The sequence below is a fragment of the Sinomonas cyclohexanicum genome (assembly GCF_020886775.1).
GTDB lineage: Bacteria > Actinomycetota > Actinomycetes > Actinomycetales > Micrococcaceae > Sinomonas > Sinomonas cyclohexanicum.
In genome coordinates this window covers 144,139-169,750 of the sequence record NZ_AP024525.1, presented here as the reverse complement: position 1 = coordinate 169,750, position 25,612 = coordinate 144,139, and the positions used below count along the sequence as shown (strand labels likewise).

26 protein-coding genes, 1 tRNA gene and 1 pseudogene are annotated in these 25,612 nt (G+C 72.3%); 17 read left to right on the top strand and 11 right to left on the bottom strand.

The annotated features are described in order from the left end of the window. Window positions 1-19: 19 nt before the first annotated feature. Entirely contained in the window at window positions 20-559 is a 540-nt protein-coding gene (locus SCMU_RS00840; protein ID WP_229231081.1) for a TetR/AcrR family transcriptional regulator, read from the bottom strand. An 84-nt stretch (window positions 560-643) separates the two neighbouring features. Between SCMU_RS00840 and SCMU_RS21090 the strand changes: the two are divergent. Continuing rightward, window positions 644-2,175: pseudogene (locus SCMU_RS21090) on the top strand (MFS transporter). A gap of 94 nt (window positions 2,176-2,269) precedes the next feature. After that, window positions 2,270-2,806: a YbhB/YbcL family Raf kinase inhibitor-like protein gene (locus SCMU_RS00830; protein ID WP_229231080.1), complete on the top strand. Its 537-nt coding sequence runs from the start codon at window positions 2,270-2,272 to the stop codon at window positions 2,804-2,806. 24 nt (window positions 2,807-2,830) lie between these two features. Here SCMU_RS00830 and SCMU_RS00825 read toward each other — a convergent pair whose 3' ends face one another. Beyond that, window positions 2,831-3,208, bottom strand: coding sequence for a fluoride efflux transporter FluC (locus SCMU_RS00825; protein WP_229231079.1), 378 nt, complete (start codon window positions 3,206-3,208; stop codon window positions 2,831-2,833). Then, window positions 3,205-3,888, bottom strand: coding sequence for a fluoride efflux transporter FluC (locus SCMU_RS00820; RefSeq protein WP_229231078.1), 684 nt, complete (start codon window positions 3,886-3,888; stop codon window positions 3,205-3,207). The genes SCMU_RS00825 and SCMU_RS00820 overlap by 4 nt, the downstream gene beginning before the upstream one ends. A 70-nt stretch (window positions 3,889-3,958) precedes the next feature. Here SCMU_RS00820 and SCMU_RS00815 point away from each other — a divergent pair, with 70 nt between their 5' ends. Beyond that, window positions 3,959-5,428, top strand: a complete 1,470-nt coding sequence (locus tag SCMU_RS00815) for a lipase maturation factor family protein (RefSeq protein ID WP_443020363.1) — start codon at window positions 3,959-3,961, stop codon at window positions 5,426-5,428. Window positions 5,429-5,556: 128 nt separating this feature from the next. On the opposite strand, the gene SCMU_RS00810 is transcribed toward SCMU_RS00815, so the two are convergent. After that, window positions 5,557-5,639 (bottom strand) — tRNA-Leu (locus SCMU_RS00810). A gap of 336 nt (window positions 5,640-5,975) precedes the next feature. Between SCMU_RS00810 and SCMU_RS00805 the strand changes: the two genes are divergently transcribed. The 7 genes from SCMU_RS00805 to pknB are packed head-to-tail and all read left to right on the top strand — an operon-like array spanning window position 5,976 to window position 15,490. After that, on the top strand, window positions 5,976-6,698 hold the full coding sequence (locus SCMU_RS00805; protein WP_229231076.1) for an FHA domain-containing protein: 723 nt from the start codon (window positions 5,976-5,978) through the stop codon (window positions 6,696-6,698). Beyond that, on the top strand, window positions 6,695-7,168 hold the full coding sequence (locus SCMU_RS00800) for an FHA domain-containing protein FhaB/FipA (RefSeq protein ID WP_371829618.1): 474 nt from the start codon (window positions 6,695-6,697) through the stop codon (window positions 7,166-7,168). Before SCMU_RS00805 ends, SCMU_RS00800 begins: the two co-directional genes overlap by 4 nt. A gap of 2 nt (window positions 7,169-7,170) precedes the next feature. Next, the gene (locus SCMU_RS00795; RefSeq protein WP_229231075.1) at window positions 7,171-8,919 is read left to right on the top strand and encodes a PP2C family protein-serine/threonine phosphatase; all 1,749 of its coding nucleotides are present in this window, start codon (window positions 7,171-7,173) and stop codon (window positions 8,917-8,919) included. After that, the gene (locus SCMU_RS00790; protein WP_229231074.1) at window positions 8,916-10,343 is read left to right on the top strand and encodes an FtsW/RodA/SpoVE family cell cycle protein; all 1,428 of its coding nucleotides are present in this window, start codon (window positions 8,916-8,918) and stop codon (window positions 10,341-10,343) included. Before SCMU_RS00795 ends, SCMU_RS00790 begins: the two co-directional genes overlap by 4 nt. Further along, the gene (locus tag SCMU_RS00785) at window positions 10,340-11,818 is read left to right on the top strand and encodes a peptidoglycan D,D-transpeptidase FtsI family protein (protein ID WP_443020191.1); all 1,479 of its coding nucleotides are present in this window, start codon (window positions 10,340-10,342) and stop codon (window positions 11,816-11,818) included. The genes SCMU_RS00790 and SCMU_RS00785 overlap by 4 nt, the downstream gene beginning before the upstream one ends. Beyond that, window positions 11,815-13,515, top strand: coding sequence for a serine/threonine-protein kinase (locus tag SCMU_RS00780; RefSeq protein WP_229231072.1), 1,701 nt, complete (start codon window positions 11,815-11,817; stop codon window positions 13,513-13,515). The genes SCMU_RS00785 and SCMU_RS00780 overlap by 4 nt, the downstream gene beginning before the upstream one ends. A 49-nt stretch (window positions 13,516-13,564) precedes the next feature. After that, window positions 13,565-15,490 (top strand): Stk1 family PASTA domain-containing Ser/Thr kinase, encoded by a 1,926-nt coding sequence (gene pknB, locus SCMU_RS00775; RefSeq protein WP_229231071.1) that lies wholly within the window; start codon window positions 13,565-13,567, stop codon window positions 15,488-15,490. A gap of 9 nt (window positions 15,491-15,499) precedes the next feature. Here pknB and SCMU_RS00770 read toward each other — a convergent pair whose 3' ends face one another. Further along, window positions 15,500-16,141 (bottom strand): aminodeoxychorismate/anthranilate synthase component II, encoded by a 642-nt coding sequence (locus tag SCMU_RS00770; RefSeq protein WP_229231070.1) that lies wholly within the window; start codon window positions 16,139-16,141, stop codon window positions 15,500-15,502. 163 nt (window positions 16,142-16,304) lie between these two features. Between SCMU_RS00770 and SCMU_RS00765 the strand changes: the two genes are divergently transcribed. Further along, window positions 16,305-16,613, top strand: coding sequence for a cell division protein CrgA (locus SCMU_RS00765; protein ID WP_229231069.1), 309 nt, complete (start codon window positions 16,305-16,307; stop codon window positions 16,611-16,613). Here the strand turns inward: SCMU_RS00765 and SCMU_RS00760 are convergent. The 3 genes from SCMU_RS00760 to SCMU_RS00750 form a co-directional block, all read right to left on the bottom strand. After that, window positions 16,585-17,754, bottom strand: coding sequence for a glycosyltransferase family 4 protein (locus tag SCMU_RS00760; RefSeq protein WP_229231068.1), 1,170 nt, complete (start codon window positions 17,752-17,754; stop codon window positions 16,585-16,587). The two genes, SCMU_RS00765 and SCMU_RS00760, sit on opposite strands and share 29 nt — an antisense overlap. After that, a complete protein-coding gene (locus SCMU_RS00755) occupies window positions 17,751-18,197 on the bottom strand; it encodes a 6-pyruvoyl trahydropterin synthase family protein (RefSeq protein WP_229231067.1) in 447 nt (148 codons plus the stop codon). Before SCMU_RS00755 ends, SCMU_RS00760 begins: the two co-directional genes overlap by 4 nt. A gap of 70 nt (window positions 18,198-18,267) precedes the next feature. Next, complete coding sequence (locus SCMU_RS00750; RefSeq protein ID WP_229231066.1) at window positions 18,268-19,290, bottom strand: zinc-dependent alcohol dehydrogenase; 1,023 nt, start codon at window positions 19,288-19,290, stop codon at window positions 18,268-18,270. A 72-nt stretch (window positions 19,291-19,362) separates the two neighbouring features. Here SCMU_RS00750 and SCMU_RS00745 point away from each other — a divergent pair, with 72 nt between their 5' ends. The 6 genes from SCMU_RS00745 to SCMU_RS00720 all read left to right on the top strand — a co-directional run bounded on the left by SCMU_RS00745 (window position 19,363) and on the right by SCMU_RS00720 (window position 23,348). After that, window positions 19,363-20,073, top strand: coding sequence for an alanyl-tRNA editing protein (locus SCMU_RS00745; protein ID WP_229231065.1), 711 nt, complete (start codon window positions 19,363-19,365; stop codon window positions 20,071-20,073). Then, the gene (locus SCMU_RS00740) at window positions 20,073-20,702 is read left to right on the top strand and encodes a phosphoribosylanthranilate isomerase (protein WP_229231064.1); all 630 of its coding nucleotides are present in this window, start codon (window positions 20,073-20,075) and stop codon (window positions 20,700-20,702) included. The genes SCMU_RS00745 and SCMU_RS00740 overlap by 1 nt, the downstream gene beginning before the upstream one ends. Before the next feature lie 116 nt (window positions 20,703-20,818). Next, the gene (locus SCMU_RS00735) at window positions 20,819-21,388 is read left to right on the top strand and encodes an RDD family protein (RefSeq protein WP_229231063.1); all 570 of its coding nucleotides are present in this window, start codon (window positions 20,819-20,821) and stop codon (window positions 21,386-21,388) included. Between the two features lie 32 nt (window positions 21,389-21,420). Continuing rightward, on the top strand, window positions 21,421-21,657 hold the full coding sequence (locus tag SCMU_RS00730) for a metallothionein (RefSeq protein WP_229231062.1): 237 nt from the start codon (window positions 21,421-21,423) through the stop codon (window positions 21,655-21,657). Beyond that, window positions 21,658-22,335, top strand: coding sequence for an HAD family hydrolase (locus SCMU_RS00725; RefSeq protein ID WP_229231061.1), 678 nt, complete (start codon window positions 21,658-21,660; stop codon window positions 22,333-22,335). A gap of 74 nt (window positions 22,336-22,409) precedes the next feature. Beyond that, window positions 22,410-23,348, top strand: a complete 939-nt coding sequence (locus SCMU_RS00720) for a 5'-3' exonuclease (protein WP_229231060.1) — start codon at window positions 22,410-22,412, stop codon at window positions 23,346-23,348. 109 nt (window positions 23,349-23,457) lie between these two features. Here the strand turns inward: SCMU_RS00720 and SCMU_RS00715 are convergent, their stop codons facing one another. The 3 genes from SCMU_RS00715 to SCMU_RS00705 form a co-directional block, all read right to left on the bottom strand. Further along, window positions 23,458-24,009, bottom strand: coding sequence for a flavin reductase family protein (locus tag SCMU_RS00715; RefSeq protein WP_229231059.1), 552 nt, complete (start codon window positions 24,007-24,009; stop codon window positions 23,458-23,460). A 102-nt stretch (window positions 24,010-24,111) separates the two neighbouring features. Continuing rightward, window positions 24,112-25,014 (bottom strand): ribonuclease Z, encoded by a 903-nt coding sequence (locus SCMU_RS00710; protein WP_229231058.1) that lies wholly within the window; start codon window positions 25,012-25,014, stop codon window positions 24,112-24,114. 3 nt (window positions 25,015-25,017) lie between these two features. Then, window positions 25,018-25,605, bottom strand: a complete 588-nt coding sequence (locus SCMU_RS00705) for a MarR family winged helix-turn-helix transcriptional regulator (RefSeq protein WP_229231057.1) — start codon at window positions 25,603-25,605, stop codon at window positions 25,018-25,020. Window positions 25,606-25,612: the final 7 nt, after the last annotated feature.

The following is a 25,612-nucleotide window of genomic DNA, read 5'->3' as shown; positions in this document are numbered from 1 at the left end:
CGCCGTCGTGCGCGGCGTCCTACGCGTCCCGCAGCCTGTCCACGACGCCGAGCAGCCCGTCCACCCCCGTCCCGAACGCCGCCTCCGGCCACGTGCCGGCGAGCGACGAATAGTGGTAGAGCCCCTCCCCGATGAGCATGATCGCGGCGGACGCGGCCGGGTCCGGGACCTCGCGCCGGATGATGTCGAGCCAGGCCGCGTCGAGCTCCTCGAGAGCGGCCAGGGCCGCGGCGGAGCCGGCCTGCGCGAGCCGTACGGCCGCGACGAAGAGCAGGTCCATGTCCGATCCCGTGCTCACCGACGTGCGCACGAAGTAGCGCGACGGCCCCTCCTCGGCGGCGGCCATGCGCGCCCGGTCCTCCGCGGCGGCCTCGCGGAGCCACTCGAGCAGCCCGTCCGCGAGCGCGTCCTTGCTCTTGAAGTGGTACAGCAGCCCGCCCTTGGACACGCCGGCGGCCGCGGCGACGGCGTCCATGGTCGCCGCCCGCTCGCCGTCGGAGACGAGGAGATCGCGGTAGGCGTCCAGGATCGCCGCGCGAGCCTTGGGGGGTCTTGGCATAGGGACACAGTACCGCCTGGACCGTGTTGTACCAATACCGTCCAGACGGTACAGTTATGGCATTCCCGCCTCAAGGAGCCCCCGATGAACCAGGCCGCCCAGGTCCAGGCATCACCACGGACCACGACCATCTCGAAGACCCGCCGCTGGCTCGCGCTGACGGCACTCATGTTCCCCGTGCTGCTCATCGCCGTGGACAACACGGTGCTGAGCTTCGCCGTGCCCGCCATCTCGCTCGCGCTGCAGCCCACCTCCACCGAGATGCTGTGGATCGTGGACGTCTACTCGCTCGTCCTGGCGGGCCTTCTGGTCCCGATGGGGTCGATCGGGGACAGGATCGGCCGGCGCCGCGTCCTGCTCATCGGCGCCACGGGCTTCGCGCTCGTCTCCGCCGCCGCGGCGTTCGCCGCCACCCCGGGCCAGCTCATCGCGGCCCGCGCGCTCATCGGCGTGTTCGGCTCGATGATCATGCCCGCCACGCTGTCCCTGATCCGCAACATCTTCACGGACGCGCGCGAGCGGCGCCTCGCCGTCGCGGTCTGGGCCGCCGTGTTCTCCGGCGGCGCGGCCCTCGGGCCGCTCGTGGGCGGCGCCTTGCGCGCTACGCGTGGGGCTCCGTGTTCCTTGTCGCCGTGCCCATGCTCGTCCCCGCGCTGCTCCTCGCCCCGGTCCTCGTGCCCGACTCCCGCGACCCCGCGCCGTCGCCCGTCGACCCGGCGGGGATCGCGCTCGTGGTGGGCGCCGCCGTCGCGCTCGTATGGGGGATCAAGGAGCTCGCGCACGACGCCGGCCCAGTCGCCGCCGGGGCGATCCTCGCCGGGCTGGGGCTCGGCACAGCATTCGTCAGGCGCCAGCTGGGCCGGGCCCGGCGCGGCGTGCCGCCGATGCTCGACGTGCGGCTGTTCGCACGCCCGGCGTTCAGCGCGGGCCTGGCCGCGAACCTGCTGAGCATCTTCTCGCTCGTGGGATTCATGTACTTCCTTGCACAGCACCTCCAGCTCGTGGCCGGGAAGGAACCGCTCGAGGCCGGCCTACTCATGCTGCCCGGGACGGCCCTCTCGATCGTCGCGGGCCTCGCGGCGGTGCGGCTCGCCGCGCGATTCTCGGCCGGGTCCGTCATCGTCGCGGGCCTGCTGCTCAACGCTGCCGGGTATGCCGTGGTGCTCGCGTTCGGGCGGGACGGCTCCCTCGCGGCCATCCTCACCGGCTTCGCCGTGACGGGCGCGGGCGTCGGCCTCGCTGAGACCCTCTCCAATGACCTCATCCTCGGCGCCGTCCCGCCCGCGAAGGCCGGTGCGGCCTCCGCCATCTCGGAGACCGCCTACGAGCTCGGCGCGGTCCTCGGCACCGCAGTCCTCGGGAGCGTGCTCGGGGCTGCGTTCCGCGCCGGGGTCCAGGTCCCCGCAGAGCTGACGGCCGCAGAGGCGGCGCGGGCGCGCGAGACGCTCGCGGGCGCGGTGGAGGCTGCGCGGTCCCTCCCCGCCGACGCCGCCTCGACGCTCCTTGACTCAGCGCACCGGGCCTTCGACTCCGGCGTCGTGTACACGTCCGCGATCGGGGCCGCGCTCATGGTCGCCGCAGCGGTCATGGTGCTCCGGGCCCTGCGGCGCGGCTAGGTACCCGGCCACCGTCCCGCAAATGGTGGGTTGTGCAGGGTCGAGCCGCCTTCGACCCTGCACAACCCACCATTTCGCGGCCTAGGATCGGTCCATGAGTGGCAACGACCCCTTTGACCGCATCCCGCCCACGGCCAGCTTCACCGTCACGAGCACCACGGTCACGGATGGCGGCGCGTGGCCGCCACCCCAGTACTCCGGCGCATTCGACGTCCCCGGGGGCGAGGACGTCTCCCCGCAGCTGTCGTGGTCCGGTGCGCCCGAGGGCACCAAGAGCTACGCCGTCACGGTCTTCGACCCGGACGCGCCCACCCAATCGGGATTCTGGCACTGGGCCGTCGCGAACATCCCCGCGTCCGCGTCCGAGCTGCCCGAGGGAGCCGGGACCGCCGCCGGGGACCAGCTCCCCGCGGGTGCGTTCCAGCTCAAGAACGACGGCGGCACGGCCCAGTTCGTCGGTGCCGCCCCGCCCTCCGGCCACGGCCCGCACCGGTACTTCATCACGGTCCACGCCCTCGATGTCGAGGACCTCGGCGTCGGCCCCGACGCGTCCCCCGCGTACCTCGGCTTCAACATCTTCTTCCACACACTCGGGCGCGCGGTCATGGTGGTGACCGGCGAGATCGAGTAGGCCGCTCTCCCCCGGCGGCCCGCGTCAGAGCGCGCCGCCGAGCGCGAGGCCCCCGAACGCGGCGGCGAGGCACAGCGCGAGCGTCCCCACCCCGTTCACGACGGCGGCCGCCCACCGACCGCTCAGCGCGAGGCTCACGCTCTGGTAGCTCGCGGTGGAGAAGGTCGTGTACCCACCCAGGAACCCGGTGCCCAGGACGGCCTGGACCGTGGGGTCGGCGACCCCGGCGATCACCGCCCCCGCGATCAGGCCCAGCAGGAACGAGCCCGTGGCGTTGATGCCGATCGTCGCGAACGGCAGGGGGCCCTTGAGCCGGCGGCTCACCGCCGTGTCGAGCACGTAGCGCGCGACGGCGCCGACCCCGCCCGCCGCTCCCAGCAGGAGCGCCTCCGCGGGGGTCACGGCGCATCCCCTTCCCGCCTGGAAGTCACCTCCTGGGGGTCACGTGATGTGCCCCCCAGGAGGTGACCTTCAGAATCGGGGTGCGGGTGCCCGCCGTGGGGGTGCGCGGCGACGTGGGCCTCGGCCGCGAGCCCGCGCCGGTCCTGGCGGTGCAGCCAGGCCGCCCCCGCGATGCCGAGCAGGGTGGCCGCCGCGCCGACGAGCAGGGACAGCGCGAGGTACCACGCGCCGTCGGCCGTGCGGCCACCCGTGAACAGGCGCGCGCCGTCAACGGCGAGCGTCGAGTACGTGGTGAACGCCCCCAAGAACCCCGTCCCCACGGTGAGGCGCACGAGCCGCCGCACGCCGACGTCCGGCCCGCGTCGGGCAAGCGACTCGAGCAGCGCACCGAGCGCGAGGGCGCCGGCGAGGTTGATGAGGAGGGTCGGCAGCGGCCAGCCGTCGGGCGCGGGGATCGCGACCCCGAGCGCCCACCGCGACATCGCCCCAAGTACCCCGCCCCCGAACACGAGCGCGAGGACTCCCGGCGAGAACGGATGCGCGAAGCGCCCCGGGGCAGGCAGCCGCGACGGCCCCGTGAGGCGCGACGGCGCGGGGGCAGCGGGAGGCGCGGCCGCGGCGTCGTGCGCGGGGCCGGCTGGCGTCTGGCTGCGGTGGGCGGCGTGGGGGTCGGAAGTCACGGCGGATAGAGCCTACCGCCCCTGCCTGAGGCCGGGGCGCACGGCGTAGCGTTGGAGCGTGGACGCGTTCATGACGTGGTTCGCCGCCACCGACTCCGAGGTGGCGCGCTGGGTCCTGCAGCGCGGGGTGGCGGCCCTTTTCTTCGTCGCGTTCCTCTCCTCCCTCAACCAGTTCCCGGCGCTCCTGGGCGAGCACGGCCTTCTGCCCGCGTCGAACTACGTCGCGGGATTCCATCGCCTCCGCCGCCCGAGCCTGTTCCGCTACCGGTACTCGGACCGGCTGTTCCGCTGGGTGTGCGCAGTGGGACTCGTGGTCTCCGGCCTGCTCGTGCTCGGCGTCCCGCAGATCGGGCCGTGGTGGGTCCCGCTGATCGCGTTCGGGGTGCTGTGGGGCCTGTACATGTCGATCGTGAACGTGGGGCAGACGTTCTACGGCTTCGGGTGGGAGATGCTCCTGCTCGAGGCCGGATTCACGGTCGCGTTCCTCGGCTCCGACCAGGTCCCTCCCCCGCGCCCCATCCTCATCCTGCTCGTGTGGCTCGTGTTCCGCCTCGAGTTCGGCGCGGGGATGATCAAGATCCGGGGCGGGTCCGAGTGGCGCAACCTCACGGCGCTCTACTACCACCACGAGACCCAGCCCATGCCCGGCCCGCTGTCCCGCCAGTTCCACCTCCTGCCCAAGTGGATGCACCGCTCCGAGGTGGTCGGGAACCACGTCGCGCAGCTCGTGGTCCCGTTCCTGCTCTTCTTCCCGCAGCCTGTCGGGTCCGTCGCCGCGGCCGTGGTGGTCGTGACGCAGCTGTGGCTCGTGCTCTCGGGGAACTTCGCGTGGCTGAACTGGTCCGCGATCGTGCTCGCTTTCGCCGCGGTCGGGGACTCTGCGGTGCGCTGGCTGCTCCCGTTCATCCCCTCGGCGATCGGCTGGGGTTCAGGGCGCACGACGGCGTGGCCCGCCTCGGGCGACTGGGTCGCCTGGGCGTGGGTCGCCGTCGTGCTCGCCGCGTCGCTGCTCCTGCTGGCGCTGTCGTGGTGGCCGGCCAAGAACCTCGTGTCCTCGAACCAGCTCATGAATGCCGCCTTCAACCGGTGGCAGCTCGTCAACACGTACGGGGCATTCGGGTCGGTGACGAGGAACCGGGTGGAGATCGTCGTGGAGGGGACGCTGGACACGGTGCCGGCGGAGGACGCCGAGTGGCGCGAGTACCGGTTCCGCGGCAAGCCCGGCGAGGCCAACCGGATCCCGCGGCAGTGGGCGCCCTACCACCTGCGGCTCGACTGGCTCATGTGGTTCCTTCCGCTGCGCACGGTGCACGAGGACTGGTTCTACGAGTTCCTCATGAAGCTCCTGCGCGCCGACCCGGCCACGCTCAGACTCCTGCGCGAGGACCCGTTCCACGGGCAGCGTCCGCAGTGGGTGCGGGTGCGCAACGCGCTGTATGAGTTCTCGAGCCACGCCGAATTCCGCGAGACCGGCAACCGGTGGATCATCACGCCGCTGCGGGTGCTCATCCGGCCGATCGGGCTGCGGGACGGGGACTAGGAGAACGTCCCGGAAATGGTGGGTTGAGCAGGGTGCGGGCGGCCCGCACCCTGCTCAACCCACCATTTCGCGAGGGCCTGATGGATAGCAGAAGGGCCCCGGTCTCCCGACCGGGGCCCTTCCATGTGTGCGCGAGGCGGGATTTGAACCCGCACGCCCTTTCGGACACTGGCACCTGAAGCCAGCGCGTCTGCCGTTCCGCCACTCGCGCGCAACACCCACGCAGCGTCCGGACAGCAGCCGAACCCCGCGAAAGCAGCGAGAACCAGCATAGCCGAGCGACAAGCGGATTGCGAAATCAGCGCCCGCGCAGCGGGTTAGAAGCGGGTTCGGGGGGCGGGCGCAGAAGGATGAGCCGGGGGAGGATGGAGGGCGGCGCCGTCGTGCGTCAAGGCCCAGGGGCGCGGAGCGGGCCGATCAGGTGATACCGAGGCGGTCCCAGTACTATCGGGAGAGGACTGTGCACCTCCGGCGACGGTGTGGACGCGCAGCAAGGCACGCCCAGGCCCGCGAACCAACGCGGGCGGAGACCGGAAAGGAGGGGCACATGGGACTGCTCGACAGGCTCGAGCGCGGCATCGAGAAGGCCGTCCACGGCGTCTTCTCCACGGGGTCGAAGGGCCAGGTGCAGCCGGTGGAGATCGCGAGTCGGCTCCGCCGTGAAATGGACCGCCAGGCGTTCTCCATCGACCAGGGCCGCACCCTGGCGCCGAACGTCTTCGAGGCGCACCTCTCCGACGCCGACTTCGAGCGCGCCCGCGGCTGGGGCCAGCCGCTGGCCGAGGAGCTGTGCGACGTGGCGGTCAAGCACGCCCGCTCCCAGGGCTACACCCTCCAGGGCCCGGTGCGCTTCACGTTCCGGCACGACGCCGCGCTCAAGGCCGGCGAGTTCGAGGTCGTCTCCAGCACGGAGAAGGGCCCATCGCGCCCGAGCTTCCCAGCCGCACCGACGCGGCAGCCCACGTCCCTCGTGCCCGTCCTCGAGATCGACGGCCAGCGGTACTCGGTGAACGCTGACTCCGTGGTTCTAGGCCGCTCGAACGAGGCGGACATCGTGGTCGACGACACGGGCGTCTCCCGCCGGCACCTTGAGATCCGCCGGGACGGAGGCACCACGTACGCTGTGGACTTGGGCTCGACCAACGGCAGCTACATCAACGGCCGGCGCCTCGAGGGCAGCGCCGAGCTCCACGACGGCACGGCCATCACGATGGGCCGCACCAAGATCGTCTTCCGCATGCTTCCGGCACCCCGGGGAGGAAACGCGTGAACGACCTGACGCTCACCGCTCTGCGGCTGGGCTTCCTCCTGCTCATGTGGCTCCTCGTCTTCAGCGTGGTCGGCGCGATGCGCCGCGACCTCGCGATCGGGCGCCGCAACAAGACCGGCGCCCCCACGGCGCGGCAGGTGCGGAGGAACCCGGAGCTCGCCGAGCCGCCCGCGCGGCAGCACGCCCGCCAGCTCGTGGTCGTCGAGGGCCCGCTGGCCGGCACGACCCTCCCGCTGGAGGGCACGCCGGTGCTGCTCGGCCGCGCCCAGGAGGCGACGCTCGTGCTCGAGGACGACTACGCGTCCGGCCGCCACGCCAGGCTGTTCCCCCAAGGCAGCCGGTGGTTCATCGAGGACCTCGGGTCCACGAACGGCACGTACCTCGCCGACCAGCAGCTCACACGCGCCCAGCCGGTCGAGCTGGGTGTGCCGATCCGCATCGGCAAGACCGTGATCGAGCTGAGGCCCTGATTTTGGCTGACGCCCCGCTGATCCTTCGGTACGCGGCCCGGTCCGATGTGGGCCGCCTGCGCTCCAAGAATGACGACTCCGCCTACGCGGGCCGTCATCTCGTGGTGGTCGCCGACGGCATGGGCGGGCACGCGGGCGGCGACGTGGCGAGCGCCTCGACGGTGCTGGACCTCATCCACCTCGACCACGGCGAGTATGCCGAGGGGGAAGCCTCGACCCAGCTCGCGGACGAGATCCAGACCGCGAACTCGCTCCTTTCGGAGCTCGTGAGCGCCAACCCGCTCCTGGCCGGCATGGGCACCACCGTGACGGCGCTCCTGCTCTCGGGCGGCGACTTCGCGTTCGCGCACATCGGCGACTCCCGGGCCTACCGCCTGCGCGGCAACGACATCGAGCAGGTCTCCACCGACCACACCTTCGTCCAGCGGCTCATCAACGAGGGCCGGCTGCGGCCCGAAGAGGCCGAGACCCACCCGCACAAGAACGTGCTCATGCGCGTGCTCGGCGACGTGGACGCGAGCCCCGAGCTGGACCTTGCCACCTTCCCCGCCGTGGAGGGCGAGCGCTGGCTCCTGTGCTCCGACGGCCTGAACTACGTGCCCCTGCCCCTCGTAGCGCGGACCCTGCGAGAGTTCGAGGACCCGGCGGAATGCGCGGACCGCCTCGTCGAGCTCACGCTCGCCGCGGGCGCCCCGGATAACGTCACAGTCATCGTCGCGGACGTGGTCACCGCACCGGAGGACGAGGACGACGCCGGGCTGGCTACTCCCGCGCAGGCGGCCGCTGCCGCCCCGCTCACCGCGGTGGCGGCCGCGCGCACTCCGGTGACCTCGGCCGCCGCAGCCCAGCCGCCGCGTCCCAGCTCCCCGGCGGCGGGGGCGGCGGCGGGGGTCCCGTCGGCGAAGGCCGACGCCGAGAACGCTCGGCCGGTGAAGGCCGAGGACGCCGCAGCGCCCATCCCGATCGGCCCGGACACCGACGCCGACCAAGTCGAGCCGCCGAGCCGCGAGGAGCCTCCCACCGATCCCAACCTCGGCGCTCACCTCTCGGCCGAGGTGCTCCGGCGCGAGCTCGACTCGCGGCCGCATGAGCTTGTCGGCGCCGCCGCGGCTGCCGCGGAGAGCGGGTCCCTGCCCGCGGTCGCGAGCCGGACGGCCGCCCGGCGGGCGGCCACGGTCCTCACCCACCGCAGCCCCGAGCCCCCGGCAGACGTCGAGGAGCCGGGGGCCACGGGCGTGGGGCGCAGGCTGGTCCGGCGCTGGTTCACGATCGGCCTCGGCGCGATCGCCGCACTCGTGCTCATCCTCGGGGCGTGGTTCGGCTACGCCTGGACGCAGACGCGCTACTACCTCGGCGTCTACGACAGCCGGGTGGCGATCTACAACGGCGTCTCGCAGCAGCTGGGTCCAATCCCGCTCTCGCACGTGCACTCGGTCACGAACATCTCGATCGACTCGCTCACGCCGTACACCCAGACCCGTCTCCGATCCGGCGTCCCCGCCGACGGCCTCGAGGCCGCCGAGGATCTCGTGAAGAGCATCCAGGCCGATCCGCGCGGCTGCCTGCCGGGCTCCGGGGCCACCGCGAGCCCCACGGCGTCCGGAACCGCGCCCGCCACCGCCTCCGGTGCGCCTGCACCGCCGGCCAGCCCGGCGCCGTCGGCCGTCCCAAGCGGCGCCGCCGCCGGTAGCGCCTCGCCGAGTGCGAGCCCCACCACCACCCCCGACCCCTGCCTGGGAGGCACCCCATGAGCGGCCTGGAAACCGTGGCGAGGCCGCGGCGCAACGTGGAGCTCGCGCTGCTGCTCATGGCCTGGGCCGTGGCCATCGGCGCGAACACGATGAAGGGCCTGCAGGACGGCACGGCCTTCGGGGGCGACTTCTGGCAGCAGGCCGCGCTCCTGATCCTTCCATCCCTCGCGATTCATATAGTGCTGCGCTTCCGGGCAAAGTATGCTGATCCACTCATCCTTCCGATCGTGGTGACGCTCAACGGACTCGGGCTGGCCATGATCCACCGGCTGGACACTCCGCAGACCGACTACGGCAACGTCCAGGCCCGCTGGACGGTGGTGGGCATGGTGCTGGCCATCGCCGTGATCTGGTTCCTCAAGGACCACCGGGTGCTGCGTCGGTTCACGTACATCTCCCTGGCCGTCAGCGCCGTGCTCCTGCTCCTGCCCCTCGTTCCGGGCATCACCGCGGGCGAGATCAACGGCGCGCAGGTGTGGATCCGGATCGGCGGCTCGACCTTCCAGCCGGGCGAGGTCGCGAAGATCACCATCGCGGTCTTCTTCGCCGGATACCTCTCCACGAACCGCGACCTGATCCTCCTGGCGGGGCGCCGGATCGGGAAGCTCCAGCTGCCGCGGTTCCGGGACCTCGGGCCCATGGTCGTGGCCTGGATCGTGGCGATCGGCATCCTGATCTTCCAGCACGACCTCGGCATGTCGATCCTGTTCTTCGGCATCTTCATCTCCACCATCTACATCGCCACGAGCCGCGTCAGCTGGGCCATCCTCGGCATCCTGCTCATGTTTGCCGGGGCCATGGGCGCGAGCGTGGTCCTGCCCCACATCCGGCTCCGGATCGACGGCTGGCTCAACGCGTTCTCCCCCGACGTATACGGGCGCACGTACGGCAGCAGCTACCAGGTGGTGCAGGGCCTGTTCGGCATGGCCAACGGCGGCCTGCTGGGAACCGGCCTCGGCCAGGGGCGTCCCGACCTCGTCCCGTTCGCACACTCGGACATGATCGTCGCCGCCTTCGGCGAGGAACTCGGGCTCGTGGGGCTGTTCTCGATCGTCCTGCTCTACGCGATCCTCGTCTCCCGCGGCTTCCGCGCGGCCCTCGGCGCGCGCGACTCGTTCGGCAAGCTTCTCGCCGCGGGTCTTTCCGCGGCCGTGGGGCTCCAGGTCTTCGTGATCATGGGCGGGGTCACGCGCCTGATCCCGCTCACGGGACTCACGACGCCGTTCCTCGCCGCCGGCGGCTCGTCCCTCCTCGCGAACTGGACCATCGTGGCGCTCCTGCTCGTGATCTCCAACATCGCGCGGCGGCCGGTCAACAACGCCCCGTTCGCCTCGGACGACGGGCCGGAGGCGTCGCTGTCCTGGCCGAGACGGCGGAACGCGCACACAGACACGACCACGACCCAGGCGGTGACGACCCAGTGAACCAGGCGATCCGCAATGCATGGGTGGCCATCGCCGCCATGTTCGCCCTCGTCATGGGCGCCATCAGCTACGTGCAGGTGATCGGCGCGGACGAGCTGAACAAGAACAGCCAGAACAACCGCGCCATCCTGCAGACCTTCTGCCAGGAGCGCGGACCCATCACCGTGGCCGGCAAGCCGATCGCGCAGTCGGTGGCGAGCGGTTCGGACTCGTGCAAGTTCCAGCGCACCTACCCGGGCGACGCCGCGCTGTATGCGGGGCTGACGGGCTTCTACTCCAACGTGTACGGCTCCTCGGGCCTCGAGAACTCGATGAACTCGACCCTCACCGGGACGTCGGACCAGCTGCTCCTGGACAAGATCCGCCAGCTCTTCCTCGGCGAGCAGCCCAAGGGCGCCTCCGTCGAGCTCACCATCGACCCGGCCATCCAGAAGCTCGCGTACGACCTCATCCCGGACGGCCAGCGCGGCTCGATCGTAGTCACGAACCCGAAGACGGGCGCGATCATCGCGATGGTCTCCAAGCCGAGCTACGACCCGAACCTCATCGCCACCCAGGACCAGGCAGCAGCCTCGGCGGCGATGAAGCAGATCTCGGCCCAGCCGGGCATCAACCTCAACCAGGGCGTGAGCGGCCCGACGGGCGCGCTCCTGGCCCCCGGCTCGGTCTTCAAGCTCGTCGACACGGCGGCGGCCCTCGCCTCCGGCAAGTACAACAAGGACTCGACCCTGCCGAACCCTGCGGAGCTGACGCTGCCGGGCACCACGACCAAGCTGCCCAACTACGCGGGCGGCAACTGCTACACGCGGGACACCGCGGACTTCGCCTTCGCGCTCCAGCAGTCGTGCAACACCCCGTTCGCGTCGATCGCGCTGGACCTCGGGCAGGACGCGATCGGCAAGCAGGCCGCGGCGTTCGGCTTCGGGCAGGACGCCGGCGACCAGCTCCACCTCGACTACTCCCCGGGCGTGTGGCCGCAGAAGCTGGACCAGGCGCAGCTCGCCCAGTCCGCGGTCGGGCAGTTCGACGTCAAGGCCTCGCCGCTGCAGATCGCGCTCATGACGAGCGCCATCGCCAACGGCGGCGTCCAGATGAAGCCGTCCCTGGTCAAGCAGGTCACGGCGCCGGACCTGCGCGTGGTGTCCCAGCCCAAGCCCGAGGTGCTGCGCACGGCGACCACGCCGGAGATCGCGCGCCAGATCACCACCTGGATGGCCAGCGTGGTCTCGCAGGGCATCGCGAGCAAGGCGGCGGTGCCGGGCATCCAGGTGGCTGGCAAGACCGGCACGGCTGAGCTCGGTGTGACCGACAGCAAGGGCCAGATGCTGAACAATTCCTGGTTCACCGGGTTCGCCCCGGCAGACAACCCCCAGGTTCAGGTGACCGTGGTGATGGAAGGCGTGGACATCTACCAGGGCGCCGCGCTGACCAGTCCGACAGCGAGCAAGATCTTCAAGGCGGTGTTGAACAAGTGAGACCGACGTCAGGCATCACCTTGGGCGGCAGGTACGAGCTGCAGAGCCGTATCGCCATCGGTGGCATGGGCGAGGTATGGCGCGCCCGGGACCAGGTGCTCGGGCGCATCGTTGCCATCAAGATCCTCAAGGAGGAGTACGCGGGCGATCCGAGCTTCCTCGAGCGCTTCCGGGCGGAGGCGCGCCACACGGCCCTCCTGAACCACAACGGGATCGCGAACGTATTCGACTACGGCGAGGCCGCCGGCTCCGCGTACCTCGTGATGGAGCTCGTCCCGGGCGAGCCGCTCTCCGCGATCCTCGAGCGGGAGCGCGTCCTCTCCCCCGACCGGACGCTGAACATCATCGCGCAGACCGCGCGCGCCCTCGCCGTGGCCCACGGCCAGGGGCTCGTGCACCGCGACGTGAAGCCCGGCAACCTGCTCATCACACCCGAACACCGTGTGAAGGTCACCGACTTCGGCATCGCGCGGCTCGCCGACCAGGTGCCGCTGACCCAGACCGGTCAGGTCATGGGCACGGCGCAGTACCTCGCCCCGGAGCAGGCCACGGGCCAGCAGGCCACGGGCTCGAGCGACGTCTACTCGCTCGGGGTGATCGGCTACGAGTGCCTCACGGGCCACCGGCCGTTCTCGGGCGAAAGCCAGATCGCGATCGCGCTCGCCCAGGTCAACGACGCCCCGCCGCCGCTGCCCGACCAGATCCCGGCGCCCGTGAGGGCCCTGCTCATGTCCATGCTCGCCAAGGACCCGCGCAACCGTCCCGCCAACGCGATCAAGCTCGCGGAGGCGGCCGAGGCGCTGCGCCGCGGAGATGTCCAGGCGGCCCACGCCGCGGTCCCGGGGATGCTCCTCCACGACGACTCGACCGAGGCCATGAGCGCGGTGGCCACGGGCAAGATGGACCGGCAGGCCACGGCCCCCACCGCCGTGGTCGGCGGCGCCGGCCTCGCCGGGGCCGCCGGGGCGGCGGCAGCCGCCGCGGGTGCCTCGGCAGCGCGGGGTGTGCCCGCGACGTCGGCCCTCCCCTTGGTGGGCACCGCGGATCCCGACGCCGGCGCCTCGGCGCGCGAGGACGCGGACCACCCGCTGTACGCGCCGGTCGAGGACGACGAGCAGCTCGACGACGTTCCGCCGCGCCGGCAGCCGCGCAAGCGCAGCCCCTTCACGTGGCCGCTCGTGGGCCTGGTCCTCCTGCTCCTTTTCGTGCTGATCGGCGTGTGGCTCTCCAACGCCGGGCTCTTCAGCCCGTCGCCCCTGCCGTCGAACTCGCCGAGCAGCCAGGCCCCGACCGTCTCGAGCGCGCCCCCGACCACTGCGTCCTCGGCGCCGCCGTCGAGCACCCCCCCGAGCACGCCGGTCGACACCGGCCCCGCCACGGTCAACATCGTCCCGGCCGCCTACCTGGGCAAGAACTACACTCAGGTAAAGGCTCAGCTGGAGGGGCTCGGTATGAGGGTGGTGCTCAACCCCGTGCAGTCGCGGACGGGGACGATGGGCCAGGTCACCGGGATCGAACCCGGAGGCGAGGTGGCGATCGGATCGACCATCACGGTCACGTACCTCTCGGTTCAGCCGCCAGTGACCATCACGACCCCTCCGCCTGCACAGTCGACGCCCGCACCGCCGGCGAACACCTCGCCGACCCAGACATCCGGTGCCCTGCCCTCGCTGCTTCCCACGGCCCCCGGCAACTGACACCATGACACATTCCGCCCATCCGCCCCTGGAACGAGAGGACGCGCCCATGCCCGCTCCGATCGTCCTCTCGGGCCGATACGAGCTCGGCCAGCTCATCGGCCAGGGCGGGATGGCGGACGTGTTCGAGGGCCAGGACCTTCGCCTCGGCCGCGCGGTCGCAGTGAAGATGCTGCGCCCTGATATGGCTCGGGACGGGCAGTTCCGTGCGCGGTTCGAGCGCGAGGCGCGCGCTGTGGCAGGCCTGAACCACCCCGCAATCGTGGCGGTGTACGACACGGGAGAGCACAACTCCGACCCACTGTCTCCGCACAGCGTGGCGGTCCCGTACATCATCATGGAGCTCGTCTCGGGCAAGACCCTGCGCGAGGTGGTGCGCGAGGGCGGCGTCTCGGCCAACGAGGCCGTGGACTATGTGCTCGGCGTGCTGTCCGCGCTCGAGTACAGCCACCGCCAGGGGATCGTCCACCGGGACATCAAGCCGGCCAACGTCATGGTGTGCAGCCCACCGGGCTCGGTGAAGGTCATGGACTTCGGGATCGCACGCGCCACGGCGGACACGGCCGCGACCATGACGCAGGCCCAGGCCGTGGTAGGGACCGCTCAGTACCTCTCCCCCGAGCAGGCTCAGGGCGAGGTGGTGGACGCGCGCAGCGACCTGTACTCGGCCGGCTGCCTCCTGTACGAGCTCCTCACGGGCCGCCCGCCGTTCGTCGGCGAGTCGCCCGTCTCGCTGGCGCTCCAGCACGTCAAGTCCGCGCCGCCTCCGGCCTCGGAGTTCAACCCCGAGGTCACGCCCGCACTGCAGAGCGTCCTCGACCGTGCGCTCGAGAAAGACCCGGACGCCCGTTTCGCGAGCGCCGCGGCCTTCCAGCGCGCCCTGCGCGCGGCGCGGGCCGGCGTCGTGCTCCCGGCCCGCCCGGGTTCGGCCGCGGCGGACGACGGCGGCGTCCCCACCGTTGCCGTCGGGCTCGTCGGCGCCGGGGCTGCTGCCGGGGAGGCGGGCGCCGCAGCGGACGGCAGCAACGCGGTGGGCAACGAGGCTGCGGAGGACGAGCGGCCGGCGTCGTCCCACCTCGGCGACACCGGGGAGATCCCGGTCGTGCCGCCCCCGGCGGCGGGGCTCATCGAATTCGACGACGCACGGGACGAGGAGCGTGCCAGGCGCGGCCGCGGGCGGCGCCGGACGTGGATCGTGGCGCTCATCATGGCGGCCCTCCTCCTCGCGACTGGTGGCGGGATCCTGCTGTACAACTACGTGAACCAGCCGGCCGCCGTGCAGATGGTCCCGGTCCCGTCGGTCGCGAACATGACCGAGACCGAGGCAACGCTCAAGCTCCAGGGCCTGGGCCTGCAGCCGAACATCGACAGGCCCAACGACCCGACGATCCCCAAGGGGACGGCGATCAGGACCGTGCCGGACGCCGGAGCCCAGCTGGCCAAGGGCTCCACCATCTCACTGCTGATCTCCGCAGGGCCCGCGAACGCCACCATCCCCGACTCGATCATCGGGGCCACGGAGGCCGGCGCCCGCCAGACCCTCCAGGGGCTGGGGCTCAAGATCAAGCCGAAGGCGGTCCTCGCCAATGATCCCAAGGCGCCGCAGGGCACGGTCATCTCGACGAACCCGGGGGTGGGCCAGACGGTGGCCATCGGCTCCGAGGTGGAGCTGACGGTCTCGACCGGCAAGGTCGAGGTGCCCGATGTGCGCGGCATGACCCTCGACGCGGCCCAGAACGCGCTCAAGGCCCTCGGACTCGCGGCAACCACCCAGGAGCAGGTGAACGAGGTGGTCGCGCCCGGGACGGTCACGGATGAGACGCCGGCCGCGCACGGGACCATCGATCAGGGGGGCACCGTGACGCTCGTCGTGGCCAAGGCCCCGCCGCCGGCGCCGAGCCCGTCGCCGACCCCCACCTCGACGCCGTCGTCCTCCCCCACGCCGACCAAGAAGGGCGGCGGGAACGGCCCGTGACGCCAGGGCTCAGCCTGCGGTGATGAGCGGGCTGAGGTGCGAGGCCTTCTCCGCGGCCCCGGCGAGCCCCAGGGACTCGAGCCACGTGCCCAGCATCTGGTAGCCGCCCTCGGTGAGCACGCTCTCCGGGTGGAACTGCACGCCCCACAGCGGCGCCGTCCTGTGCTGGAGGCCCATGACCACACCGGAATGCGTGTGCGCAGTGACCTCGAGAGCGTCCGGGATGGTGTCCGCGGCCGCCACGAGCGAGTGGTACCGGGTGGCGGTGAACGGGCTCGGGAGCCCCGCAAACACGCCCTGGCCCTCATGCTCCACGAGCGACGTCTTGCCGTGCATGAGCTCCGGGGCATGAGTCACCGTCCCGCCGTAGGCCTCGGCGAGGGCCTGGTGCCCGAGGCAGACGCCCAGCATCGGCTTCGCGTTGTCCCCGCACCACCTGATGAGGTCGATGCACACGCCCGCCTCCGCGGGGTTGCCCGGCCCGGGCGAGATCAGCACGCCGTCGCGCGCCTCAGCGAGCTCGATCGCCTCGGCGAGCGAGACGTCGTCGTTCCTCACCACGGTGGTCTCCGCGCCGAGCTGCTGGAGGTACCCGACGAGGGTGTAGACGAATGAATCGTAGTTGTCGATGACGAGGATGCGCGTGGACATGTATCGGGCCAATCGTGGAGTGGGCGGGCCGGCGCGCCGGGATAGACTGGCTGGCAAACCAGTGAACCCACTGCAGTCAGCAGCAGCGCCCCGGCACTTCGGCGGTGTCTGCAGGATACCAAGCGGGCCCCGCCGCGTGCCGAGCGGGCCCCGAGGAGGTTAAGTGCCCGAGTCGACGGACAAGCCGCAGCAGAAGAAGCCGCAGCAAGGCACCGGGACCAAGGACGCCGCGCGCCGGGCCGCCAAGAAGGCCAAGCGCCAGCGCCGCGCCGCCCGGGCGCAGGGCCCCACCCCGCAGTGGTACAAGTACGTCATGTTCGGGCTCATGGTGGTGGGCCTGCTCTGGATCATCACGTTCTACGTGACCCAGGGGCTCTTCCCGTTGCCCGAGCTCGGGAACTGGAACATCATGATCGGGTTCGCGGTCGCGATCACGGGGTTCCTCATGACCCTGCGCTGGCGAGGCCAGTAGGGCTCATCGCCCGCACGACGGCGCGCGCCGTCCCCTCCCAGCCTGGCAGCAGCGGCCTCGCCGCGCGCGCCGCGGCCCGCCACCGCGCCCGCACCCCGGGGTCGACGAGCCACCGCGCGAGCTCGGCGGTGAGCGGGTCCGTCCCCTCGGACGCGGGCCCCAGGGCGCTCCCCGCCGTCCCGAGACCGCTCTCGAGCGAGAGGGCCAGCGCCTCGGCCGCCCCCGTCCCCGCGCCCACGATCGCCGGCACGCCCCGGGCGAGCGCCTCCGCGACCGAGAGCCCGAACGTCTCCGACTCGGACGCGAGGACCGTCAGGTCCGTCCTCGCCCACTCGGCCTCGAGCGCGGGCCCGCGCAGCTCCCCCGGCAGCTGGACACGGTCCGCGATGCCGAGCCGAGCCGCCTCCGCGGCGACCGCGCGCGCGTAGGCCGGGTCCGCGGCGTCGTGCCCCGCGAGCGTGAGGGTCCACTGCTCGTCCCGCAGTGCACCGAGCGCCTGCACGAGCCGCAGCTGCCCCTTCCCCGGCAGCAGGGCGGCGAGGCACAGCACGTGCGGCGGCCCGCCTCCCGCCGCGCTGCCCGGCGCTTCCGGCGCGCGCACGACGCCGGGCCGCGCCACGTGTGCGTGCAGCCCGTAGCGCTCGGCGAGCCTCCTCGCGGCGAACTCGCTCGGGACGATCACCACGGCGGCGGCCAGGGCCTCGCGCTCGAGGCCGGCCAGCCGGGCAGCCTCGGCCGCCGAGAGGCCCGGGGCATCGGCGAGGGACATGTGGACCAGGATCCCGAGTGTGGTCCCGGCGTCCGTGCACGCCCCCGCGGCGGCGCGGACCTCGCCCGGCGCGCCGAGGGCCGCGAGCCCGTCTATGAGCATGGACCGCGGTGCGGTGCTTATGGCGTCGGGCCGCTCGTGCGCGTGTGCGGGTGCGGCCTCGCCCGCGACGGCGGTGGGGACCAGCGCGTCGGCGAGACGGCGCCGGTCCGCGTCCGACCCGACCGGCCACGCCCCCGGCACGGCCACCTCCTCGGCGGCCGCGCCGATCCTCTGCAGCGCGCCGAGCAGCGCGGCGTTGTAGACCGTGCCGCCAGAGGAGTAGCCGAGGCTGCCGGGGACCACGAGCCGCAGCACCGGGGGCGGAGTCACGCGGGGCCCGGCACCGGGCGCTCCGGGCCGCCGCGGCCCGCCGTCGGCCCGTCCCGGCGGCCGGGCAGCTCGACAGTGCAGGAGGCCCACGCGTCGGGGTGCTCTCGGAGGGTCGCCTCGACGGCGGTGAGGTGGCCGAGGTGCCGGAAGTGCTCCGCCGCGGCGACGGCCACATGCTGGGCGAGGACCTCCGTGGTGGTGAGCCGGCCGGCGAAGTCCGGGTGGTCGTCGAGGTTGCGGTAGCGCAGGCCATCGAGGACCGCCGAGAGCAGTTCCGTGGCCTCGCCGATGTCCATGACGGTCGAGTTCGCGTCCAGCGCTTCGGCGCGCACGGTGAGCTCTACGACGAACGTGGCGCCGTGGAGCCCCTGCGCCGGGCCGAACGCGGGCCGCGGGAGGCTGTGGGCGATCATGACGTGGTCTCGGACCGTCAGGGTGAACATGCTCCTCCTCGGGTGCGGGGTTCGACGGCGCTCAACCACCGACCGGTTTGGCGCTCAACACCGGGCGACGTCACGGCGCCCCCGGATAGCGGATGAGGTGGCACAGGCCGGGTGAGGCGCCGGACGGGCCAGCCGGGGCACGCCCCGTGTCCCCCGCGAGGCGGTCCATCGTCGCGGGCAGGTCTGCGAAGTCGGACGGCGTGCCGAGGAACGCGTCGAACACGGGGTCCCTGAGGAGGCCCAGCGCGAGGGCGAGACGTTGCGCCGTCGTGCGCCGGGCCTGTCGCGGCCGGGCGACCTGCCCCACCTGGCTCGCGCGCAGTGCGAGGCGCCGGGCGTGGAAGTCGGCGCCGAGGGGCACGCTCACGTCCCCGCTGCCGTACCACGAGAGCTCGATGACCTCGCCGTCGTCGCCGGCGATCTCGAGGCTGCGGGTCAGGCCCGCGGACGTCGCGGAGGCGTGGAAGACGATGTCGCAGTCCTCGGCGGCGTCCTCCGGGAGCACGAACGGGACGCCGAGCGCCGCGGCGAGCTCGACGCGGGACGGGTCGCGGTCAACGGCCTGGAGGCGCTCAAGGGGAAAGCGCCGCAGCAGCGCGGCGACCGATCCGCCGATCAGCCCGCAGCCCACCACGGCGACCCGGTCGCCGATCCGCGGACCTGCTTCCCACAGCGCGTTGACGGCCGTCTCGACCGCCCCGGCGAGGATCGCACGGCGGGGAGGGACGCCGTCGGGCACAGCGGTCAGGTCCCCCACCGGGACCACGTAGCGGTCTTGGTGCGGGTAGAGGCAGAACACGGTGCGGCCCACGAGGTCACCGGGGCCGGCCTCCACGACGCCCACCGAGAGGTAGCCGTACTTCACCGGCGCGGGGAAGTGGCCTTCCTGGTGAGGTGCCTCCATGAGCTTGGCCACGCGCGCAGGGACATTGCCCGCATGCACGAGGTTCTCGGTGCCGCGCGAGTGGCCCGAGTAGAGGGTCCTGACGAGCGCGTCGCCCTCCCGTAGGGGCGCGAGCGGCTCGTGGCGGAGTTCGCCGCAGTACGGCCCGGTGGTCCAGTACGCGGTGGCGCCCTCGGGGTTCGCGGACATGCCTCGACAGTACCCACTCACCCCCGCACGAACCAGAGGCAGGGGCCCGAGCCCCACGCCTACACTTGATGGGTGACCGCAGCCCTCGCCCAGCAGACGAACGCCTACAACGACGACACCTACCTCACCGAAGCCTCCGCGACCGTGATCGCGTCCGGCTCCGACCAGGACGGCGCCTGGGCGGCGGTCTCGCCGAACATCTTCCACCCCAAGGGCGGCGGGCAGCCCTCAGACGAGGGGACGCTCGACGGCGCCCCGGTCGCACCCGCGCGCACCGACGACGGGCTCGTGGTGCTGCGCGGGGTGCCGGCCGCGCCAGAGGTGGGTGCCGCCGTCGTGTGCCATGTGGACCCGGTGCTGCGCCGCCGCCACGCCGCGCTGCACACCGCCGGGCACGTCCTCGGGCACCTCGGCGAGGCCCGCGGATGGGTCCACGCCGGGCACTCGCACTTCCCGGGGCAGGCGCGCCTCGACTTCGACCCGGCGGGGCACGAGGACGAGCTCGCGACGCCCGCGCTGCGCGAGGCCGTCCGCGCCGAGTTCCAGGCGCAGATGGACGCCGTGCTCGCGAACGGTGGCGCCGTCTCCGCGTCCATGGACGAGGCGGGCCACCGCACCGTCACGATCGAGGGCGTCAACGCAGAGCCGTGCGGCGGCACGCACGTTCGCTCGCTGGCGGACCTCACGGGGGTGCGGATCCTCGAGGTCAAGGTCAAGCGCGGGGCCATCAAGGTCCGGTACGAGGCCGAGCACGCCCCGCGTGGGCGGGACGGGGCCAACTGATGCTCTGGGTGAAGATCTGCGGGCTGTCCACGCCAGAGGCCGTCGAGACGGCCGTGGATGCGGGGGCGGACGCGGTCGGGTTCGTCCTCGCGCCGGGGAGCCCCCGGACGGTCGACGCCGCGCTGGCGGCCTCGCTCGTCGGCGCTGCCCGGGAGGCCGCTCACCGCTCGGGGCAGGAGATCGAGACCGTGGCCGTGGTGCGCGGCCAGTCGCTCGAGGAAATCGCCCGGCTGGCGCGCGAGGCAGGCGTCGACACGGTGCAGCTGCACGGCGACGAGCCGGATGCCGTGGCGGATTCCTTGCGGGACGCGGGATTCCGCGTGATCCGGGCCCTCGCTGCCGGCGAGTACACGCGACGCACCGCCGCCGGGTGGTCCTCGCCGGACCGGCTCCTGCTCGACGCCGCCGTACCGGGCTCGGGCGCCCGGTTCTCCGAGGATGAGCTGGACTCGGCGCCCTCGGGCTTCTGGGCCCTGGCCGGCGGGCTGTCCCCCGAGAACGTCGCCTCTGCCGTCTCTGCGCTCAAGCCGAGTGGTGTGGACGTCTCGAGCGGGGTCGAGTCCTCTCGGGGCGTCAAGGACGTGCGGCTCATCAAGGCGTTCATCGCGGCGGCGCGGACGGTTCTCTGACACCGGTCTCCGGTGCCGTGCGAAGACGGCCGACGCATCCGAGCGGGAGCCGCCGGCCGGCGTCGTGTACAAGCCGTGGCCTCGCCCCCGCCGCGCTCCGCGGCTAGGGTGCAAGCATGAATGGGGTTGCGGGCACGCCGCGGGCGGAAGCGCGGATCGCCCTGCGCCGCATTGCGGCGTTCTTCGTCGACTGGCTCCTCATCGTGACGTACGCGCTGCTCGCCTTCGTGGCGCTCGCTCCACTCGTGCGCGGTGCGTTCGTCGAGCCGGGCAAGGCCGAGCTCGCGGGATTCCTGATCCTGACTCTGCCGGTAGTCCTGTACTTCTCGGTGTGCGAGGCCGCCGCGGGCCGGACCGTGGGGAAGCGCCTCGTCGGACTGGCGGTGGTGGCACGCGAGGGCGGCCGGCTCCCCGCGGGCAGGGCGGTGGTGCGGAACGTGACGAAATTCGTGCCGTGGGAGCTCGGGCACTTCGCGGTGTGGCACGCATTCGCCTTCCCGGGTGGGCCGCTCGAGCCCGCCGCGTACGCCGCCCTGGTCGCATGCTACGTGCTGGCTGCCGTGTACGGCGTGGGCCTGTTCGTCGGAGGCCGGACGCTGTACGACCTCGTGGCGAGCAGCCGGGTGGTTCGCACCGCAGCCACGCATCACGGCACCGGTCCCGCACGCGGCGGAGCGAACCCTTGATTGAGCCGCGGCGCCGGGGGTACCACTGGCCCATGGCTACCTGTGACGTATGCGGAAACCACTACGACAAGACCTTCAGGCTCATCCAGGGCGAGAGGTCCGGGACCTTCGACAGCTTCGAGTGCGCCATCCACGCATTCGCGCCAGTCTGCGGGCACTGCGGGTGCAGGATCCTAGGGCACGGCGTCGAGTCGGGCCAGGGCATGTTCTGCTGTGCGCACTGTGCTGAGGCCAGCGGGGTGCAGGGGCTCGCGGACCGGACGCAGTAGGTGACGGCGCTGCGGGGCGCGCTGTTCGACGTGGACGGCACGCTCGTTGACTCGACCTACTTCCACACGATCGCGTGGTGGCACGGCTTCCGCCGATTCGGGCATGACGTCCGGATGAACGAGATTCACCGGCGCGTGGGCATGGGCGGTCAGCGGATCGTCGAGCAGGTGCTCGGCCCGGGCCGAGACGCCTCCCAGGACGGCGAGATCATGGACACCCACTCGGCAGTGTTCTCGACGTTCTGGCCGCACCTGCGGGCGTTCGACGGCGCGCGCGGGCTCCTCGAGCGCTGCAAGTCCGCAGGGCTCACCGTGGTGCTCGCGTCCTCTGCCCGGCGGCAGGACCTCGACGTGCTGCGCTCGGTAATCGACGCGGACGAGTTCATTGACGCCGCGACGAGCTCGGCGGACGCCAAGGAGTCGAAGCCGGCCCCGGACATCCTCGTCGCCGCCCTCGGCGCGGGCGGGCTCGATGCGTCCGAGGCCCTGTTCGTGGGCGACGCCGTCTGGGACGTCCAGGCCGCCTCCGCGCTCGGCATCCCGACCGTGGGGCTCGCGTCCGGCGGATACAGCGCGGCCGAGCTCCGCGAGGCGGGCGCCGTCGAGGTGTCCGCCTCGCCGCGGGAGCTGCTTGACGGGTTCGAGCGGAGCGAGATCGGGCGGCGGCTGGGCGGCTGAGGCAGGCGGCGGCCCGGCTGGCCGGGACCCGTCTTCGCATCCCGGCGCTAGGGAAGGCGTGTCAGGATAGGCCCATGCCGGACCGCCTCATGCTGCTCGACACCGCGTCCATGTACTTCCGCGCCTTCCACGGCATCCCCGAGTCGATCGCGCGCGCCGACGGGACCCCGGTCAACGCGGTCCGAGGCCTGCTGGACATGATCGCCCGCCTCACCACGGACTTCGGCGCGACGCACCTCATCGCGTGCTGGGACGACGACTGGCGCCCCCACTGGCGCGTGGACCTCATCCCCACCTACAAGGCGCACCGCGTGGAGCGCCACGTGCCCGGCGGCCCGGACGTCGAGATGGTGCCTCCGGGCCTCGTGCCGCAGGTGCCGCTCATCCGACACGTGCTCGGCCTCGCGGGGATCGCGATCGTGGGCGCGCCGCAGCACGAGGCCGACGACGTCATCGGCACCTACGCGAGCACCGCCGAGCTGCCGGTCGACGTCGTGACGGGGGACCGGGACCTGTTCCAGGTAGTCAGTGATGCCCGCGACGTCCGGGTCATCTATACCGCACGCGGCATGAAGAACCTCGAGGTGGTGACGGACGCCGTCGTCGTGGGCAAGTACCGCGTGCTGCCGGAGCAGTATGCCGACTACGCGACCCTGCGGGGCGACGCCTCAGACGGCCTGCCGGGCGTGGCCGGCATCGGCGAGAAGTCCGCGGCGACCCTGCTTGGGCGGTACGGCACCCTCGAGGGCCTCCTCGCCGAGGCCGCGGACCCGGACAGCGACGTCCCCGCGCCCATGCGGGCCAAGCTCGCCGCCGCCGCAGACTACCTCGCTGTCGCGCCCGCCGTGGTCAACGTGGTCCGGAATCTTGAGCTGCCTACCCTCGCCGAGGCGGGCGCAAGGCTCAGCCCGCCCGACGGCGAGGCCCGCCTCGAACTCGAGCGCCTCGTCACGGAATGGAACCTCGGGGGGTCGGTCAAGCGCCTCCTCGCCGCCCTCGACACACACGTCTAAGACTCGACGCACACGTCTGAGAGTCATCTCCTGAAGGTCACGTCCCGCGGGATCCCACGGGATCTGACCCGCAGGACGTGACCCCCAGAAGGTGACTTCTAGAATGGCGTCACGGGAGGCGGGAGTGCTCCCCCAGCGCGTGGAAAGCACGGTCGTGGTAGACGAGCGGTGCGCCGTGCACGGGAGGCGCGCCGGCGCCGTCGTGCGTCAGGATCTCCAGCACCGTCCCGGCGAGCAGCACTGACGGGCCCACGGGCACGCGGTGCTCGATCGAGCAGCGCAGCGCCCACGGTGCGGCATGCAGCCACGGCTCGCCGGTGGCCAGCGTCTCCCAGTCCATGGCCTCAGTGAACCGCGGAGCGCCGGGGGTCGCGAACGAGCGGACCAGGTCGATCTGGTCCGCGTCGACGAGGTGCACCACCACGGTGAGCGCTTCGGCCAGGTGCACAGCGGAGCGGCCGCCCGAGACGGAGAAGGCGAGGGTGGGCGGGTCCGCAGCGACGGATGCGACCGAGGACGCCGTGAGCCCCACCGGCCCGTCGTGGCTCGCCGCCGTCACGATGGCGACCCCGGAGGGATGCGAACGGAACGCGTCCCGGAAGAGGGCGGAGTCGGCGAAGGCGGGCGGTCCGGGAGGGAGGGCAGTCGGGGAGGGCGTCACACCCACCACGCTAGAACCTCGACGATGGTCGAGGTCAAACGAAGGTGGCCCATGTCACCGCGCGTCTCCCCCCACGAGGCGGCTCCGTGGGCTCCCCGTCAGTCATTGGGACCCCTCCTGTGCGCCCCTCCGCTTCGGGAGGCCGAAGCGGTCGCCGTCGGTCGCCGCACGCACGACGGCGCCCCCGGCCTGCCGCCGCGCCTCCCCTTCCAGCCCGCTCACGTCCTGGTACCGAGCCGAGAAGTGTGTCAGGACGAGGTTCTTCGCGCCTGCGGTGCGTGCGATGGCCCCCGCCTGCCCGGCGGTGAGGTGGAGGTACTGCTCGGCGAGCAGGGCGTCGTCGTCGGCGAACGTGGACTCGGCGACGAGGAGGTCGACGTCCTCGGCGAGCGCCTCGGCGCCCTCGCACATCGCGGTGTCCATGACGAACGCGAAGCCCTGTCCCCGGCGCGGGACGCTCACGTCCTCGAGGCGCACCGCGCCGAGTTGGCCCTCGCGCTGCAGACGGCCGACGTCCGGCCCCGCGATCCCCGCCGCAGCCAGCCGCTGCGGAACGAGGCTGCGGCCGTCCGGCTCCGTGATGCGGTACCCGAACGCGTCAATCCGGTGCCGCAGGGGCCGCACGTCGAGCCCCGGCGCGACCTCGCCGGCGGAGCCGTGCGGGACGAGGCGCAGGTCGATCCCCGGCGTCGAGACGGCCACGAGCGCCCTCACCATCGGCTCGCCCGAGGCGGGGTAATGCAGGTGGACAGGATGCTCGACGCGGTCCAGCGCCATGCGGGAGAGAACGCCCGGGAGCCCGTAGCAGTGGTCGCCGTGGACGTGGGTCAGGCAGATCCGGGTCACCTGGGTCGCGGCGACACCGGCGTGGATCATCTGGCGCTGCGTGCCCTCGCCCGGGTCGAACAGGAGCCCCTCGCCGTCCCAGCGCAGGAGGTAACCATTCTGGTTCCGCGTGCGCGTGGGCACCTGTGAGGCGGTGCCGAGGACCACGAGTTCGCGCATGGGCTATCCGCGCTGGACCTCGGTGCGCGCATCGGCGATCGCGGTGGTCAGCCGCTGCATGAGCCCAGTGACGAGCTCGATCTGCTCGGGCGTGTACTCGGCGAGGACGGGCAGCATGTGGCGGATCATCGGGTCGAACATCTCCCGCCCCGTCTCACGGGCGCTCGGGGTGGAGGACAACTCGACCTGCCGGCGGTCCTCGCGGGAGTGCTGCCGTTCGAGGTGCCCGGAGGCCTCTAGCCGGTCGATCACAGACGTCATCGCGGCGGAGCTCAGCACGAGCCGCTCGCGGAGGGCCCCGGGCGTGGTCGTGACGCCGGCGCGCTCGGCCTCGACCACGGCGTTGAGCGCGTGGATGTCGTTGCGGGCCAGACCATGCTGGCGGCGCACTGTCTCGGCGTAGCGGTCGGCCTCGTTCGCGAACTTCTGAAGGAGGAACAACAGCTCGAAGCCGGGAGTGCTTCGCAGCTGCTCGCGGCCCTCACCTGAGCGGGGTTCTGGGTCGAGGCTGACCCCTTCGTGCGGCCATGCTAGGTCCGCGGCGCCGACGGGAGCCGCGGGCTCCTCTTCCGGATGGGGCTTGCGTTGCACGGTCGCC